This is a genomic window from Micromonospora sp. NPDC049044 (assembly GCF_040649215.1).
In the GTDB taxonomy this organism is placed as follows: domain Bacteria; phylum Actinomycetota; class Actinomycetes; order Mycobacteriales; family Micromonosporaceae; genus Micromonospora.
On sequence record NZ_JBEZFA010000024.1, the window covers coordinates 93917 to 111047 of the forward strand.

A 17131-nucleotide genomic window follows, 5' to 3' on the forward strand; every position below is an offset into this window, starting at 1 on the left:
CCGCGGGCCTCGGCCTCCCATCGGGGGCATCCGTCATGGGTACCCCTCCACGGTCACGGATCCGCGATCCACGCTAACAACCGGTGACCGGTATGCCCGCCGCCACGCCGATGGGGGACGAGTCGGACCTGTCCGACACCGCGCTGTCGCTTGCTGATGATGAGTGCGTGGGTGCGGCGGCTGCGCGGGGGAGGGCGGATCACCGAGGATTCACCGAGCATTCTGGCCGGGTTGCGGCAACGAGGGCTGTCGATGTCGACAGGCAGCGGCGAGACTGGGATCCGATCCGACAGTGGCGCGGATCGATGGCTCGGAGTCTGGAGGCAGCCTGTGTCCACAGTCGTTTCCCCGCTGGCCACGCTCGGCGCGATCCGCCGGCGTACCACCTCTCTCGCCCTGCTCCTCACCATGGTCGCCGCCGCGCTGGTCGGCCCGTCCGTGGTGGCCCCGCGGTTGGCGGACTCCGCCTCGGCGGCGGTCTACAGCTCCTGCACTGTCAGTCGCTGCGCGGACGCCCGCACCGCCCGCTCCGGGTGGGCCGCCAAGGGGTTCCCGACCAGCCGCGCCTGGTACTCGTGGAGCGGCGGCCTGTCCAATTTCGCCGGCGGTCGTTTCTACAACTACGAGGGTCAACTGCCGACCAACGCCACCTACTACGAGTACGACGTCTACCCGCGCACCCAGGGCGCCGCCCGGGACGCGTACCGGATCGTGGTGAACCGCAGCACCGGGGTCACCTGGTTCTCGCCCAACCACTACACCGACTTCTACCGGCTCTGACCGGTCCCGGGCCGGTCGGTAGCGGTCTCGCCGCCGGCCGGCCCTGTGGTTTCGGTGCCCGACGGATCAGGAGAGACGTGCTGGCCGACGAGGACGACGGACGATCGCCGAACTGGTTGACCGTGTGCCGTGACGACGCGCAGGAAGCGCCGGGCGCGGTGGTGCTGGCCGGCGCGGCGACCCGCACCCGGCCCGCGCTCTTCGCCGCGCTGGCCGACGCGCTGGCCCTGCCAACCCACCTCGGACACACCTGGGACGCCCTCGCCGACGCGCTCCGGGACCGGTTGGCCGCCGGGCCGCTCACCCTGTTGGTCAGCGACGCCGGTCAGCTGTTTGTCGACGAGCCGGCCGATCAGTACGCCCTGCTGTGCACAGTGCTCGGCGACCTCGCCAGCTCCGCACCCCACCCGCTGCGCGTGGTCCTGCGGGAGGCCCCGCCCTGCTGACCGCTCCCGCGCGCCACGACGGTACGCCAGCCCCGGGGCCGATGACGTCGCACGGCTGCTTGCGGCGTCCGGAGGCGCACGGTCCGATGGGCATAGATGTGACGCTGAGGTGTGTCGCTCGTGAGCAAGCCGGCCCGCCCGTGTCGTGCCGGGCGCTGGCCGGCGGCGCGAGTGGGGTCACCCGCGCCGCCGGCCACCGAGGTCAGTGGGTCGCGGGCGGGATGCTCTGCTCGTACTGGAAGACGTTGTGCGGGTCGTACTTCGCCTTGATCTTGCGCAGCCGCGGGAAGTTGCGACCCCAGTAGGCCTCCTCCCACTCCGCCATGCCGATGTTCGGCACGTTGACGTAGGCGCCGTCCACGTAGGGCCGCAGCGCCAGGCTGAACTCGGCGATCCAGGCCTGGGCGAGCGGGGTGATGGCGTCGTCGCTGTCCGGTTCGCCGCGCGTGCCCCAGCCGACGCCGGGCTCCGAGTAGAAGAGCGCGTCGCGGTGCGGGAACGCCGCCCCGCCGAAGGGCTCCTGCCGTTGGGCGCCCCGGCCGAAGGCCTGGGTGAAGAAGTTGCTGTCCGGTGACGGGGCCTTTTCCATGAACTGGCGGACGATGCTGATCGCCTCTGCCGGGAAGGGCTGCCTGGTGAACTGTGAGTAGAACTTCCACTTCGCCGGCTCTTCGTCGTTCGGGATCTGGAATCCGGCGTACGTCTCGCTCCAGCCGCCGATCTGCACGCTGACCTTGGGATTGCCGATCGAGAGCAGCGGCTCCAGCAGCCTGCGCGCCTCCGCCTCCGAGCCCTCGGCGAGCACCGCGAACAGCAGGATCGAGTCCGGGTGGACCTCGACCTGAGTGCCGAGCCGAGGATCGCTGAACGGTGCGGTGTGCTGCCAGGTGTCGAAGACCTCGCGCAGATTGTCGAGGCCCGGCCAGGTCACCTGCAGGTAGGCGACGCTCGCCAGGGGAGCCACCTGGTAGGTGAGTGACGTGACGATGCCGAAGTTGCCGTTTCCGGCGCCGCGCAGCGCCCAGAGCAGGTCCGCGTGCTGCCACGGGTCCACCTCGAGCACCTTGGCGCCGTCGGCCCCGGCCGCGACGACGATCTCCGCCCCGATCAGGTTGTCGCAGGCCATGCCGAGGTAGCGGGTGAGGAACCCGAAGCCGCCACCGAGGGTCGCGCCGGACAGGCCGACGGTCCCCTCCGTTCCGGTCGTGGCCGCGAGGTCGTACTCCCCGAGTGCGGTGACCGCTTCGGACTGGTTGAGCCCGGCGCCGAGCTTCGCCGTGCGCGTGGCGGTGTCGATGTGGACGTCCTTCAGCTCACTGACGTCGATCACGAGGCCGTTGTCGACGTTCGACCAGCCCTCCAGGCTGTGCCGGCCGCTGCGCACCCGCAGCGCGACGTCGTGCTGCCGGGCCCAGGTGAGGGCGTTGACGACGTCCTGCGTCTCCTGGGCGAAGACGATCACCAGCGGGTAGCGCACGAACAGTTCGTCCCAGCCGAGGCTCGCCTGCGCGTAGTCGGGGCTCTGCGGATGAACGATCCGGCCGGTCAACGTGGCCGGCGGGTACTTGTCACCGAAGGACGGGCCGTCCGCGGCCAACGCCGAACTGCCGGCAATCATGCCCGGGAGGGCGACCGCTCCGGCACCGACGGCCGTTGCCTTGAGCAGGTCGCGACGAGAAAGGTCGCGCATGGTCCGAGTCCTCTCGATCGGGGGCGCGTCGGAACTTCGATCGAGAGGACTCCTGCCTCCCAACTGACGCAAAATCACCGTAATGCCGCAGCAGGGGGCAAAGATCCGAGAGCTTGTCACAAAACCCGGTCGAGTGATGATTGCGCAGGTCAGTTGGGGTGGGCGGGCTGGTCCAGGATGGCGCTGAACCGCTCCTCGGCGAGGTCGAGCTGGCCGAAGATGTGCCGCTTCACCACCGCCGACAACGGGGTGTCCGGCCGGCCGATCAGGTCCCGGAAGAGTGGCACCAGCGGCCGGTACTTCCGGGCCGACGAGACGACCTTCGGCCCAACCGTGTGGATCACCCCGACGCCGTTGTCGGTGAAGTCCGACACCTTGATCACCCGGGCCCAGGGCTCGCGGTCCAGGCTGACCGCCAGGTGCTCGCGGTACTGCGTGTTGCGGTCCCGCTCGGGGTCGTACACCGGGTTGGTGACGGCGGCGACGAGCGTCGCGACGCGCGTGCCGAACCGCGCGGCGAGCGCGGCCAGCGCGGCAGCGGTCGGGTCGGTGCCGGCGGCACCGTCGGCCAGCTCGACCGGGTGGTCCTCGACCGCGTCGTGCAGCAGGCCGGCGACGATCACGTCCACGTCGCGCACCTGGTAGTGGTGCATCAACCGGATCGCCACCCGCAGCAGGTGGTTGAGGTACGGCTCGCGGACGCGCCGGTCGTCGCGGTGCAACTCGGCGGCGAGGTCGAGCGCGGCGGTCAGCCGCGCACGGGCGGCCTCGTCGAACTGCTGGACCTCCAACCGGAAGCGTTCCAGCAGGCCCGGTTCGCCGTGGATCTCGGTGATCGCGTGCATCGGCATGCTGCCCAGGTGCGGCGGGAAGTCCATGCGTCACTTATAGCCGATCTTCACCACATCGATGAGCCCAAACGTCGCCGACCCGACCGCGGGCCCGACCCGGTCGCGCGGTCAGGTCGGCAGCCGGTCGGCCCCGGCGAGGGGATTCACCAGGAGTGGGACCAGCGGCGCCGGTAGCGCGGGATCGTGGCGCAGGGTGGGCGTCCAGCCCGCGTCGGCGGCCAGGTCCGGATCGTGGCTCGCGTTGTACGCGGCCAGCAGGTCGACAGGCCGGGCCGGTCCGGCGCCCTGGCGCACCCAGGACCCTCGCTCGGTGAGCCCGGTGCCACCCCAGTCGTAGAGCAGGTCCGCCGGGTCGACAGTCGGGTCCAGTGTGAAGAAGTTGTGCTCCGCGTGGATCGCCGACTGGACCCCGACGCCGAGGGCGTACTGGAAACCCTCCCCGCCGAGCCGGTAGTGGTTGTTGTAGACGTCGACCTGACCGAAGCGCACCCGGGGCAGCCGTTGCAGCACACCGTCGAAGAGGTTGTGGTGCACTGTGACCTTCAGCCGGTCCACGTCCGGGCCGACGGTGTTCGACGAGCCGATCAGCATCAGCTTGTCCCGCCCGGTGAAGCGGTTCCAGGACGCGGTGACCAGGCTGGCGGTGTGGGTGACGTCCAACGACCCGTCGTGCACCTGGTAGGGCCGCCCGAAGTAGACCGGCTGGGCGCTGTCCGGGTTGGCACCGTCGGTGAAGCTGTTGTGGTCGACCCAGACGTGCTCGCTGCGGCGGACCGAGATCTGGTCGTACTGGCTGTTCCAGTTGCCGGCCTCACCGTCGGTCGGGGACCAGGCGGGGAAGCAGTCCCGGGCGTCGACGAAGGTCAGGTTCCGGACGATGACGTTCGACGCCCGGTCGATCATGAGAGTGAGCCCGGTCAGCCGGGCGCCACGCAGCCCGATGATCGTCGTGTTGGGGCCGACGTTGATCTGGGTCTGGCGGGTCTGGTTCGCCACCGAGCGCACCCGGGCCTCCTCCACCGGCCCGGCCGGCGCCACCCGACCCCACGCCGCCGGGTCGTACGTGGCCAGGTAGGTGTCCAGCCGGTACCCCGGATCGGCCAGATCGGCGCAGCTCAGCGGCGTACCGTCCGGTCCCTCGAAGCCGTCGATGGCGCCGTCGACGTAGATGAGTTTCGCTGTGGCATCTGTGGCGTTGCTGGCGTTGTCACCGCCAAGCGCGGCGACCAGCTCGGCCCGGGTACGCACCACCCGGGTCCGTTCGGGGCTGGCCGCCGAGCCGCCGGTGGTGCCGGCACCCTCGGCCGCCCAGCCGTCGCGTTCGGGCAGGGACTGTCGGCCGAGGTGACGGGCCAGCCAGGAGAGCCGCTCGGTGGACCGGACGTCGGCACGGGCGGGGCCCGGTGCGGCGACGAGCAGGAGGGCGAGCACCAGCAGGCCGAGGAGGGGTCTACGCATCGCTGTTGTCCCTTCACGTGCTGACGAACTGTCCGATGAGGCCCGCCGGAGTCGGGGCGGGCCGCCTATCTCGTCACGTCCGCGCGGTATCCGGCGGTCGCCCACGGCACCGCCAGCTCGCTCGGCAGCGCCCCCCGCTCGGCCGCCCGACGCAACACGTCGATCACGCCCCGCAGTTGGCGGACCCGCTGCGCGCCCGACCCGACGTCCGTCACCAGGTCGCCGTCGAGCAGTCGCGGTTCGGGGGCGGCCCGCAACGCGTCCAGCAGGGCGGTGAACGGCGCGGTACGTGCCAGCGGGGCGATGAGCGGCACCCCCGACGGGTCGTCCCGGTGCGCGAGCAGGTTCTCCAGCAAGCCCTGCCGCCCCGGGATCCGGCGGGTCACCACGTCCCCGGGCAGCCGCAGCCGGTCCGTCGGGTACTCAAGCACCGCCTGTCCCGCCGTACCGGTCACCGTCACCTCGCCCGGCACGAACTCCTCAGCGGCCAGGGTCACCGCCACCAGCACGGGTGGGCCGGCGCGCAACAGGATCCGCAGCACCGCGGTGTCCTCCACCTCGATCGGCCGGACCCGGTAGCGCTCCACCTCGATCGCCACCGGCCAGGGCGGCGCCCCGCCCAGCGCCTCGGCGACCGCCAGGCACTGCATCACCGCGTGCGCGAGCGGGTTGACAAGCGCGCCGTCCAGCACCGGCCGGCCGTCCAGGCTGCGTCGACCGGCCCACGGGGAGCGGACGAAGTAGGCGTCCGGCCGTTGCCAGGCGGCGACCGTGGAGATGCCGGTGACGGTGCCCAGCCGGCCCGCGGCGAGCGCGTCGGTGAGCGCGGTGAGCGCCGCCGAGCCGAGCGCCTGGAAGCCGACCTGCGCCACCCGGCCGGCGGCGGCGAGCGCCCAGGTCAGCTCCTCGTGCTCGGCGAGCGACAGCACCGGCGGCTTCTCCAGCAGCAGGTCCGCACCGGCGGCCAGGGCGTCCCGGGCGATCGCCAGGTGGGTGTGCGGCGGGGTGCAGATCACCACCACCTCCGGTCGGGTGGCGGTGAGCATCGCCCGGTGCCCGGTGAACACCTCGACCCCGGGTGGCACCGGTGCCGCCGGATCGTCCTGCACCGGCTGGACGTCGACAAGGGCGACCAGCCGCAACCGGCCGGCGGCGTGCAGCGGCGCGAGCACGCGCCGGTGCCAGCGGCCGTGCCCGTTCGCCCCGACCACCGCCACCCGGGGCGGCGTCGCTGTCGCCCCGCCGCTCACCGGTCACCGGCCGGGCGGCTCACCGGGCACCCGCCACGGTGGCCTCGACGCCGTGTCGTCCCAGCGCGGTCAGCCAGCCGATCACCTCGGCGCGGACCTCGTCGTCGGCGGCCACCTCCGCCGGGATGATCTCGCGGAGCGCGAAGACGGCGTCCACCGCGCCGGTCGGGGTCTGCCCGCCGGCGTCCAGGGCGGCCCGGATCGGCCCGGCCAGGGGGTCCTGCAACGGCAGCGGCCGGCCGTCGTCGGCGTACCCCAGCGCGAAGCGCAACCAGGACGCCACGACCAGCGCGCCCCAGCGCGCGGACCGGCCGGCCGCGCGCAGGTCGACGATGGTGTGCAGGACGCGTTGCGGCAGCTTCTGCGAGCCGTCCAGCGCGACCTGGAGGGTGCGGTGGTGGATCGCCGGATTGCTGAACCGGGCGAGGACCTGCTCGCCGTAGTCGACCACCCGGACCCCGTCCGGCGGGGTGAAGCTGGCCGCGACATCCTCGGCGATCAGCCGGCGCAGCACGTCGGCCAGGTGCGGGATCTCCAGCGCGTCGGCGATCGTCTCCCGCCCGGCCAGCGCGCCCAGGTACGCCACTGCCGAGTGCACGCCGTTGAGGGCACGCAGCTTCAACCGCTCCCACGGGCCGGCGTCGCCGGTGAGCACCGCGCCGGCGTGCTCCCAGCCCGGCCGGCCGCCGGGGAAGTCGTCCTCGATCACCCACTGCGCGTACGGTTCGGCGGCGACCGCGGCCAGGTCGGTCACGCCGAGCGCCCGGCGGGCCGCCTCGATCGTCGCCGGGGTGCTGGCCGGCACGATCCGGTCCACCATGGTGCCCGGGCAGGTGACGTTGCCGGCCACCCAGTCGACGAGCCCGGCGGGCACCCCGGCGGCACGCCCGACCGTCTGGTCGAGCATGCCGCGTAGTCGTCGGCCGTTGGCGGGCAGGTTGTCGCAGCTGACCAGGGCCACCGGTCCGGCGTCCGCGGCGGCGCGCGCGGCCAGCCCGCGCAGCAGCAGCCCCGGCACTGTGGTCGGTGGCCGGCCGCCGGCCAGGTCGGCGGCGAGCGCCGAGTCCGGGGACAGGTGCCCGGTCACCGGGTCGAGCTGGTACGCCTTCTCGGTGACGGTCAGGGTCACCACCCGCACCGCCGGGTCGGCGAGCAGCGCGACCACCGCGTCCGGGTCGTGGGGCGCGTGCCGCACACCGCTGAGGGCGCCCACCACCCGGGTGCCGCTGCCGGCGGCGGAGAGGGTGCTGACACTGAACAGGTTGTCCTGGGCGGCGAGCGCCTCGACGATCGCGGTGCTGCGCGGGGCGACGCCGACGATGCCCCAGTCGCCGCCGGCCGCGCCGACCGCCGCCTCGGTGAAGACGGCCTGGTGCGCCCGGTGGAACGCGCCGAGCCCCAGGTGGACGATGCCGGTCGGCACCGTGCCCGGCCGGATGAGGGGACGGGCCTCGGCGGGTAGCCGGCGCAGCACGCCCAGGCCGAGCCGGGAGGCGCCGACGGTCACCGCCATGCCGGGCCGTCCGGGAAGCGGAACTCGGCGATCGACGCCGGCTTCAGGGTGGCGCTGTAGCCGGGTCGTTCGGGAAGCAGGTAGCGGCCGCCGCGGGTGCGGACCGGGTCGACGAAGTGTTCGTGCAGGTGGTCGACGTACTCGATCATCCGCCCGTCGAGGGCGGTGCCCACCCGCAGGTAGTCGAAGATCGCCAGGTGTTGGACGTACTCGCAGAGGCCGACCCCACCGGCGTGCGGGCAGACCGGCACCCCGAACTTCGCCGCCAGCAGCAGTTCGGCGAGCACCTCGTTGACGCCGCCGACCCGGCAGGCGTCGACCTGCATCACCCCGATCGCCTCGGCCTGCAACAACTGCTTGAAGATCACCCGGTTGGCCGCCACCTCACCGGTGGCGACCCGGCACCGCCCGCCGGTCAGCTCGTCGACCGCCCGCGCGATCCGGGCGTGGCCCAGGATGTCGTCGGCGTGGGTCGGTTCCTCGATCCAGTACGGGTCGACCTCGGCGAGCGTGGCCATCGCGGTGATCGCCTCGTCGACGTCCCAGACCTGGTTGGCGTCCATCATCAGCAGCGCGTCCGGGCCGATCTCGGACCGGATGATCCGGGCCCGGCGCAGGTCGTCGGCGAGCGGGCCGCCGACCTTCATCTTCATCGCCCGCCAACCGTCGGCGTACGCCTGCCGGGTCAGCGCCCGCACCTTGTCGTCGGGGTAGCCGAGCCACCCCACCGAGGTGGTGTACGAAGGAAAACCGTCGCGGTGCAGCGTCGCCAGCCGGTCGGGCAGCCCGTCCCGTCCCTTGTCGAGGATGGTGGCCGCCTCGTCGGGGGTGAGCGCGTCGCTGATGTGCTTGAAGTCGATGCTGGCGACGAGGTCGTCGGTGGACAGTTCGGTGAGGAACCGCCACATCGGCTTGCCGGCGAGGGTGGCCCGCAGGTCCCACACCGCGTTGACGAGCGCCCCGGTCGCCATGTGGATGACGCCCTTCTCGGGGCCCAGCCAGCGCAGCTGCACGTCGGCGCTCAGCGAACGCCAGAACGCCACCGGCTCGGCAGCGATCTCCTCGACCGTGCGCCCGTGGACGTGGTGGGCCAGCGCGCGGACCGCGGCGCAGGTGATCTCGTTGCCCCGGCCGTTGGTGAAGGTGAACCCCGCGCCGCTCGGCCCGGCGTCGGTGCCCAACTCGACGTACGTCGCCGAGTAGTCGCCGCGGTTGACCGCGTCGGAGCCGTCGCCCCGCGCGGCGGTCGGGAACCGCACGTCGTGCACCTCGACGGAGGTGATGGTCACCGTCACCGGTCCACCTTCCCGAAGTTGAAGGCCCGTTTGGGCAGCCGGTACGCCAGGTCGACGATGGTCTCGGCGGCCTCGTCCATGGGCAGCCGGTGCTCGGCGACCAGCCGGGCCAGGAAGCCGGCGTCCACCCGGCGGGCCACGTCGTGGCGTACCGGGATGGAGCAGAACGCCCGGGTGTCGTCGACGAACCCGGTGGTGTTGTAGAAGCCGGCGGTCTCGGTGACCGTCTCCCGGAACCGGCGCAGCCCCTCGGGAGAGTCCAGGAACCACCAGGGAGCGCCGAGCAGCAGCGCGGCGTACCCGCCGGCCAGGGGTGCCAGCTCGCGGGTGAAGGTGTCCTCGTCGAGGGTGTAGAGCACCACCCGCAGCCGGGGGTCGTTGCCGTGGCGCTCCAGCAGCGGGGCGAGGGCGTGCACGTACTCGGTGGCCTGCGGGATGTCGCCGCCGACGTCGCGGCCGTGCCGGGCGTGCAGCCACCGGTTGTGGTTGCGGACCGCGCCGGGGTGCAGCTGCATGACCAGGCCGTCGTCGAGCGACATCCGGGCGAACTCCATGAGCATGTGCGCCCGGAACGCCTCCGCGTCGGCGGCGTCGGCAGCGCCACGAAGGCCCCGGTCGTAGAGCCGTTCGGCCTCGGCCGGGCTCAGGTCCAGGGTGCGTGCGGTGGGGTGGCCGTGGTCGCTGGAGGTCGCCCCGGCGGCGATGAACGCGGCCCGTCGGGCCCGCAGGGCGGCCAGGTAGCCGGCGTAGGTGCCGGTGTCCTCGCCGGCCAGTTCGCCGAGCCGTGCCACGTTCGTCGACCAGCCGTCGAACTCCATGTCCACCACGTCGTCCGGGCGGAACGTGGTGACCACCCGGCCGCCCGGCCCGCCCCAACCGTCGGCGGCCAGCTTGGCGTGCTGGCTCAGGTCGTCGAGGGGGGATTCGGTGGTCGCGAGAACCTCGATGTGGAACCGTTCGAACAGCGCCCGGGGCCGGAAGTCCGGTTCGGCGAGCCGGGCCGCGATCTCGTCGTAGAGGGCGTCGGCGGTGGCCGGGCCGAGCGGGGTGTGCACGCCGAACACGGTGCGGAAGGTCTGTTCCAGCCAGAGCCGTGACGGGGTGCCCCGGAACAGGTGCCAGTGCGCGGCGAAGCGTCGCCAGATCGCCCGGCCGTCGGTCTGCACCGGGCTGCCGTCGCGGGTGGGCACGCCCAGCTCCGCCGGGGGAACGCCCTGGCTGAGCAGCATCCGGGTCAGGTAGTGGTCGGGCACGATGAGCAGCCGCGCCGGGTCCGGAAAGGGCTGGTCCTCGGCGAGCAGGGCGGGGTCGACGTGCCCGTGCGGCGAGATGATCGGTTGCTCCGCCGCGAGGGCGTACAGCTCCCGGGCCAGCGCGCGCTGGCCCGGTTCGGGCGGCAGGAGCAGGTCGGTGTGGTCGAGCGTCGGCACGGGGATGGGCTCCTCGTCTCCTGGTCAGTGGGGGGTGAGCAGGTCGGCGACCCGGACCGGTTGGCCGGTCTCGAAGGACCGGTTCGCGGCCAGGCCGGTGAGCAGGGCCAACGCGCCGTCCTCGGCGGTCGCGGCGCGGACCATCGGGTCGGGTTGACCACCGAGGAGCACGGCGGTCATCCGGGCGTCCGCGCCACCGTGACCGTGCCGGGTGCGACCCCGCACCGGGATCTGCCGGGGCGGGGCCCAGAACGGGCGCAGGGTCAGCATCGCACCACCGCCCTCGGCCGGCGCCTCGGCGCCGTGCAGGGCGGCGCCCTTGACCGCGCCGGCGGTGCCCCGGTCGACGAAGTCGTTCTCGGTCACCTCCAGCTCCAACCGACCGCGGCTGCCGTTGACCATCACCCGGTAGCCCTCCCAGGGCGCGTACGCGGTGAGGTGGTACGTCATGGTGGCACCGGTCGAGTAGCGGGCGAGGACCGCCATGTCGTCCTCGATGCTCACCCCGGGGGCGAAGACGTTGCGGTCACGCTGGTAGCCGTCCTCGGCCTCGGCGTCGAGGTACAGCTCGCGTAACCGGGGATGCGCGTCGAGTCGCAGCGCGAACGGGTCGTCGGCGGCGGCGGGGGAGCCGTACGCCCGGTCGTAGTCACGGGCGTAGCCGTGCCGGCGGCCCTGCTCGCCGTAGAAGAAGAGCCGGCCGGCGGCGTACACCTCGACGGGGGTGGCGGCCAGCCACCAGTTGACCAGGTCGAAGTGGTGGCTGGCCTTGTGCACCATCAGCCCGCCGGAGGTGGCCTTGTCGCGGTGCCAGCGGCGGAAGTAGTCGGCGCCGTGGCGGACGTCGAGCAGCCACTCGAAGTGCACCGAGCCGATCTCGCCGACCGCGCCGTCGGCGAGTAGTTGGCGGACCTGCTCGTGCAGGGGGTTGTAGCGGTAGTTGAACGCGACTGTCACCCGACCGCCGGTCTCGGTGACCGCGTCCAGGATGCGCCGGCAGCGCGGCGCGTCGACTGTCATCGGTTTCTCGGTGACCACCTCGCGGCCGGCGTGCAGCGCGGCCACCACGTACGCGTCATGGCTGACGTCCACGCTTGTGACAAGCACGACGTCGACGTGCTCGGAGTCCAGCATGGCCGCGAAGTCAGCGGCGCGGTAGGTCGGCACCGGGCGGTGGCCCAGCTCGGCCAGCCAGCGGTTGTGCGTGTCCATCCGGGTCTGGTTGACGTCGGCGAAGGCGACCAGCTCGGCGGTGTCGGCGTGGTCGAGCACCAGGGCCCGGACGAACATCTCCGCCCGTGCGCCGGCGCCCACCACGGCGTACCGGACCCGGCCGCCGGCTCTCGGTGACATGCGGTCGCCTCCCGGGTGATCCTGCAAAGGTTTGCAATGAAGTAATCACGATCAATGCGATCACGTCAACGATGGCGGTGCAGGCGGTGGTATTTATTGGTCTTTGTGCGGTTGTATGTCACCGAGAGGAGGGTGGACGCAACACAGCCATAACCATTGACCGTTGACACTGGCACAACCGTTTGCATTAATGGGCCACACCCACGTGATCGCCGCCACATCGGACGAAGGGTCAGCCGTGCCAGTCACCATCCGGGACGTCGCCCGGGCGTCCGGTGTGCACATCTCCACCGTGTCCCGCACCTTCTCCGCCCCGCACCTGGTCAACCCGGACACCCGGGTCCGGGTGCTGGCCTGCGCGGAGGATCTGGGTTATCGCCCCAACCGCGCCGCCCGGGCCCTGATCACCGGGCGGACGCACAACATCGGGCTGATCATCGCCGACATCGCGAACCCGTTCTTCCCGCCGCTGATCAAGGCGGCGGAGAGCCAGGCCCGACACCGCGACTACCACGTCTTCGTGGCCGACACCAACGAGGACCCCACCGCCGAGGAGGAGCTGGTCCACGCGCTGGCCAAGCAGGTCGACGGGGTGCTGCTGTGCAGCCCGCGGATGAGCAACAGCCTGATCGAGCAGCTCAGCCGCGAGGTGCCGCTGGTGGTGGTGAACCGCCAGGTGACCGGTCTGCCCTGCGTGCTGATGGACGTCGGGCAGGGCGCCCGCTCGGCGGTCGAGCACCTCATCGGCCTGGGCCACCGCGGCATCGCGCTGCTCGGTGGCCCACGCAGCTCGTGGACCAACCGCGAGATGCGCCGCGCCGCCGGCACGGCGGCCCGAGCCGGCGGCGCGGAGCTGACAGTGCTCGGTCCGAACGCGCCCACCGTGAGCGGCGGCGCCGCCGCCGCCGAGCAGGTGCGCCGCAGCGGCGTGTCCGCAGTGCTCGCCTACAACGACCTGATGGCGATCGGCCTCATCGAAGGGCTGGACGCGCTCGGGGTCCGGGTGCCGCAGGAGGTGAGCGTCGTCGGGGTCGACGACATCACCCTCAGCCGACTGACCCGACCCAAACTGACGACGGTGGCCACCCCCACCGGGGCCGCCGGCCGGACGGCCGTCGACATGCTGCTGCAACAGGACATCGAGTCACCGCGCGGCGCGCGGGGAACCGGTGCCGGCACGGCGCTCGGCGTCCGTCGTACCACCGCACAGGTAATGCTGCAGACCGACCTGGTCATCCGCGACTCGACCGGACCGGGCCCGCACGCCCGGCCGGCACGTCCCCTGGCCGCACCGCAGGGCCCGGACCCGCATCGCCCTGCGGTCCCGGGCATCCCGACCACGGCCACCGGTGACGCCGTCGCCTCCTAATGCCGAGGAGTGAGCGCACATGCACCCCGCAACGCCTCCCACAGTTGACGCGCCCGTCGGGCGCAGTGACCGTACCCGGCTGCCTCGGCGGCGCCTGCTGCGCGGCCTGCTCGCCATGACGGTGGCCGCGCCGCTGCTGCTCGGGGCCGCCGCCTGCGGCGACGACGACGGCGCCGCCGGCCCGAACGCCCCGGTCAAACTCTCCATCTTCTGGTGGGGCGGCGACGCCCGCGCCAAACTGACCGAGGACGCCCTGGCGCTCTACACCCAAAAGCACCCGAACGTGACATTCGAGAAGACCTGGCAGGCCAACCAGGGCTACTTCGACAAGCTGGCCACGCTCACGGCCGGCGGCAACCCGCCGGACCTGTTCCAGATCGACGACAACTACCTGGCCGAGTACGCGGCCCGCAACACCACGCTCGACCTGACCTCGTACCAGAAGTCCGGCAAGCTGGACACCTTCAAGTTCCCCGAGAGCCTCTGGCAGTACGGCGTGGTCGACGGCAAACTCGCCGGGCTGGCCGCCGGGGAGAACACCCAGGGTCTGGTCTACAACAAGACGCTGCTGACCAAGAACAACCTGCCCGAGCCCACCACCGGAATGACCTGGGAGCAACACATCGCCTGGGCCGAGGAGGTGTCGAAGAAGACCGGCGTACCCGGCACCCAGGACCCCAGCGCCGACTACAAGGCGCTCTGGGTCTGGCTGCGCCAGCAGGGCAAGGATCTCTACAAGGGCTCCGAGTTGGGCTTCACCGCCGAGGACGTCACCACGTGGTTCGAGCTGTGGAAGGGCGCCCGCGACCGCAGGGCCACCCCGACCGCGGACGTCATCCACGAGGGCAACTCCAGCGACGTCACCAAGCAACTGGTGGTCACCGGCAAGTCGGCGACCTCGTGGGTGTGGGCCAACCAGATGCCCGACCTGAAGAAGAACACGAAGGACGAGCTGGGCGTGATCGCCTACCCCGGTGACCCCAGCGCGCAGTGGGCCCGCGCCTCGATGTACTGGTCGGTGTTCAAGGGCAGCAAGAACAGGGACGTCGCAGTCGACGTGATCAACTTCCTGAACAACGACCTGGCGGCGGTCAAGCTGCTCGGCACCGACCGGGGCCTGCCCTCCAACCTGGACCTGCGCCGGGTGGTGAGCGACGACACCACAGACCCGGCGATGAAGCAGTCGATCGCCGTCGAGGCCGAGCTGACCCAGAAGTTCGGCCCGTCACCGCAGGTGCCGATCAAGGGACACAGCAAGGTCAAGTCCGAGCTGATCAAATCCGCCGAGAACGCTCAGTACGGGCGGGCCACCCCCGCCGAGGCCGCCACCCAGTTCGTCGAGGCGTGCAAGTCCGCCATCGCCTGACCGCCGTAGCAGGCGAGGAGAGGAGCCGCAGGTGGCGTTGACCACGGCGCCCGACCCGACCCGACGCGGCCCCGGATCCGTCCGGGCCCACCCCAAGCGGCGTGGGCCCGGACGCATCCGGCACACCGAAGGTCTGGCGGGGTACGTCTTCCTGTCGCCGTGGCTCATCGGCCTGATGGGTGTCACGGCGATCCCCATGCTGCTGTCGCTCTACCTGAGCTTCACCGACTACGACGTGCTCACCCCCTTCTCCGAGGTGCGGTGGGTGGGGCTCGCCAACTACGAACGGATGTTCACCGCCGACCCGTCGTACTGGCACGCGGTGCGGGTGACAGTGACCTTCGCGCTTGTCGCCGTACCGCTGAAGCTGGTCGCGGCGCTCGGCGTGGCACTGCTGCTCAACCGCGCCTGGCGCGGCGTCGGGTTGTTCCGTGGGCTGTTCTACCTGCCGTCGCTGCTCGGCGGCAGCGTCGCGCTGGCCATCGTCTGGGTCAACATGTTCAACCGCGACGGCGCGTTCAACTCGCTGCTGAGCCTCTTCGGCATCACCGGCAAACCGTGGGTCAACGACCCCGACTGGGCCCTGGAAACGCTTATGGTGCTCGCCATCTGGCAGTTCGGCGCACCGATGGTGATCTTCCTGGCCGGGCTCAAGCAGGTGCCCACCGAGCTGTACGAGGCCGCCGCCGTCGACGGCGCCGGCCGGTTCCGCCAGTTCCGCAACGTCACACTGCCGATGCTCTCCCCGGTGATCTTCTTCAACCTGGTGCTGGAGACGATCAACGGGTTCCAGGGCTTCACCGCCGCGTTCGTGCTCAGCAACGGCACCGGCGGCCCGGTCGACTCCACCCTGATGTACACGCTGAACCTCTACATCACCGGCTTCACCGAACTCGACATGGGCTACGCCTCGGCGATGGCCTGGGTGTTCCTGCTCGCCATCGCGGTCATCACCGCGATCTTCTTCAGCACCGGACGGTTCTGGGTGCACTACTCCGACGAGGAGGACCGGTGACGCTGACCCCGACGGCCGTAGCGCTACCGAGCCCACGCCGACGCCCTGGCGGCCGGCCGCTGCTGCGACTGCTCATCCTGGTCGCGATCGTCGCCGTGGTGCTCTACCCGCTGATCTGGATGGTCGGCACCTCGGTGAAGTCCCAGGAGGAGATCGTCAACAACCTCGGGCTGCTGCCCGAGCGGTTCACCCCGGGCAACTACACAGCAGGGTGGTCCAACTTCGACGTCAGCTTCGGCCGGTTCTTCCTCAACAGCGCGATGGTCAGCCTGCTCACCGTCGTCGGCAACGGGCTCTCCTGCCTACTGGCCGCGTACGCCTTCGCCCGGCTGCGGTTCCGGCTGCGCGGAGTGTGGTTCGCCGTCATGATCGGCACGCTGCTGCTGCCGCAACACGTCCTGATCGTGCCGCAGTACATCCTGTTCCGGACGCTCGGGCTGGTCGGCGGCGAATGGCCGTACCTGCCGCTGCTCGTCCCGCAGTTCCTGGCCACCGAGGCGTTCTTCGTCTTCCTGATGGTGCAGTTCATGCGGGGCATCCCGCGCGAGCTGGACGAGGCGGCGCGGATCGACGGCGCCGGCCCGTACGGCATCTTCCGGCACATCATCCTGCCGCTGAGCCGCCCCGCGCTGGTCACCACGGCGATCTTCTCGTTCATCTGGACCTGGAACGACTTCTTCCGGCAACTGGTCTTCCTGTCCCAACTGCAGGACTACACGGTCCCGGTCGCGCTGACCCTGTTCATCGACTCGACAAGCCAGAGCGCGGTCGGGCCGATGTTCGCCATGTCGGTGCTGTCGCTGCTGCCGGTCTTCCTGTTCTTCGTCGCGTTCCAGCGGATGCTCGTCGAGGGGATCAACACAAGTGGCATCAAGGGCTGAACCGACGACCGACCCCACCGGCCGGCGGGACTGGCGCGACGTCACCCGCGACGCCGCCGACCTGGCGTTGCTCGGCATCCTGTTGACCCTGGCGGCAGCCCCGCTGCTCACCGCGGCGGCGGCTGCCGGCACCGCAAGCGCGGCGGTGCACTACTGGACGCGCACCGGCGGTTGGCCGTCGGCACGCGCCATCCTGCGCCGGTTCGTCCGTTCGGTGCTGCCGGGTGTGCCGGTCAGCCTGCTCGCGCTCGCCGTGGCCGGGCTGCTCGCCGCCGACCTGGCCGCGTTGGCCACCGGCCGGGTGCCGGGCGGGCCGCCGGCACTGCTGGTGACCGCACTGGTCGTGATCGCGGTCGGCGGGCTGCTTACCGTAGTGGTGATAGGGATTCCGCTGCTGGCCGCCCTGCCGCTGATCGGCCTGCCGGCCGCCGGGC

General features: G+C 71.5%; 14 protein-coding genes and 1 pseudogene. 7 read left to right on the top strand and 8 right to left on the bottom strand.

Translation table 11 applies throughout. The annotated features are described in order from the left end of the window. Positions 1-330: 330 nt before the first annotated feature. Together AB0B85_RS20685 and AB0B85_RS20690 are read left to right on the top strand one after the other, a co-directional pair. The gene (locus tag AB0B85_RS20685) at positions 331-780 is read left to right on the top strand and encodes a ribonuclease domain-containing protein (RefSeq protein ID WP_357409581.1); all 450 of its coding nucleotides are present in this window, start codon (positions 331-333) and stop codon (positions 778-780) included. A 77-nt stretch (positions 781-857) separates the two neighbouring features. Then, on the top strand, positions 858-1226 hold the full coding sequence (locus AB0B85_RS20690) for a barstar family protein (protein WP_357409583.1): 369 nt from the start codon (positions 858-860) through the stop codon (positions 1224-1226). A 202-nt stretch (positions 1227-1428) separates the two neighbouring features. Here AB0B85_RS20690 and AB0B85_RS20695 read toward each other — a convergent pair whose 3' ends face one another. The 8 genes from AB0B85_RS20695 to AB0B85_RS20730 form a co-directional block, all read right to left on the bottom strand. After that, the gene (locus tag AB0B85_RS20695) at positions 1429-2916 is read right to left on the bottom strand and encodes an FAD-binding oxidoreductase (RefSeq protein WP_357409585.1); all 1488 of its coding nucleotides are present in this window, start codon (positions 2914-2916) and stop codon (positions 1429-1431) included. A 149-nt stretch (positions 2917-3065) separates the two neighbouring features. Further along, positions 3066-3794 carry an HD domain-containing protein gene (locus tag AB0B85_RS20700; RefSeq protein WP_357409587.1) on the bottom strand — a complete coding sequence of 243 codons (729 nt, stop codon included), beginning with the start codon at positions 3792-3794 and terminating at the stop codon, positions 3066-3068. Between the two features lie 81 nt (positions 3795-3875). Beyond that, entirely contained in the window at positions 3876-5225 is a 1350-nt protein-coding gene (locus AB0B85_RS20705; protein WP_357409589.1) for a polysaccharide lyase family 1 protein, read from the bottom strand. Positions 5226-5290: 65 nt separating this feature from the next. Next, a complete protein-coding gene (locus AB0B85_RS20710) occupies positions 5291-6475 on the bottom strand; it encodes a Gfo/Idh/MocA family oxidoreductase (protein WP_357409591.1) in 1185 nt (394 codons plus the stop codon). A 19-nt stretch (positions 6476-6494) separates the two neighbouring features. Next, the gene (locus tag AB0B85_RS20715; RefSeq protein ID WP_357409593.1) at positions 6495-7988 is read right to left on the bottom strand and encodes a mannitol dehydrogenase family protein; all 1494 of its coding nucleotides are present in this window, start codon (positions 7986-7988) and stop codon (positions 6495-6497) included. After that, positions 7979-9283, bottom strand: a complete 1305-nt coding sequence (locus tag AB0B85_RS20720; protein ID WP_357409595.1) for an enolase C-terminal domain-like protein — start codon at positions 9281-9283, stop codon at positions 7979-7981. Before AB0B85_RS20720 ends, AB0B85_RS20715 begins: the two co-directional genes overlap by 10 nt. Then, the gene (gene uxaC, locus AB0B85_RS20725) at positions 9280-10713 is read right to left on the bottom strand and encodes a glucuronate isomerase (RefSeq protein WP_357409597.1); all 1434 of its coding nucleotides are present in this window, start codon (positions 10711-10713) and stop codon (positions 9280-9282) included. Before uxaC ends, AB0B85_RS20720 begins: the two co-directional genes overlap by 4 nt. Positions 10714-10737: 24 nt before the next feature. Continuing rightward, the gene (locus AB0B85_RS20730; RefSeq protein ID WP_357409598.1) at positions 10738-12066 is read right to left on the bottom strand and encodes a Gfo/Idh/MocA family oxidoreductase; all 1329 of its coding nucleotides are present in this window, start codon (positions 12064-12066) and stop codon (positions 10738-10740) included. Positions 12067-12304: 238 nt separating this feature from the next. Between AB0B85_RS20730 and AB0B85_RS20735 the strand changes: the two genes are divergently transcribed. From AB0B85_RS20735 to AB0B85_RS20755, 5 genes and pseudogenes are all read left to right on the top strand, one after another. Further along, complete coding sequence (locus tag AB0B85_RS20735) at positions 12305-13435, top strand: LacI family DNA-binding transcriptional regulator (RefSeq protein ID WP_357409601.1); 1131 nt, start codon at positions 12305-12307, stop codon at positions 13433-13435. Positions 13436-13454: 19 nt separating this feature from the next. Continuing rightward, positions 13455-14801, top strand: a complete 1347-nt coding sequence (locus tag AB0B85_RS20740; protein ID WP_357409603.1) for an extracellular solute-binding protein — start codon at positions 13455-13457, stop codon at positions 14799-14801. A gap of 31 nt (positions 14802-14832) precedes the next feature. Continuing rightward, positions 14833-15816 carry a sugar ABC transporter permease gene (locus tag AB0B85_RS20745; RefSeq protein WP_357409605.1) on the top strand — a complete coding sequence of 328 codons (984 nt, stop codon included), beginning with the start codon at positions 14833-14835 and terminating at the stop codon, positions 15814-15816. 119 nt (positions 15817-15935) lie between these two features. Continuing rightward, positions 15936-16697 carry a carbohydrate ABC transporter permease gene (locus AB0B85_RS20750; RefSeq protein WP_357409620.1) on the top strand — a complete coding sequence of 254 codons (762 nt, stop codon included), beginning with the start codon at positions 15936-15938 and terminating at the stop codon, positions 16695-16697. Beyond that, positions 16681-17131 (top strand): annotated as a pseudogene (locus AB0B85_RS20755) (hypothetical protein); the annotation flags it as partial. The gene AB0B85_RS20750 and the pseudogene AB0B85_RS20755, both read left to right, overlap by 17 nt.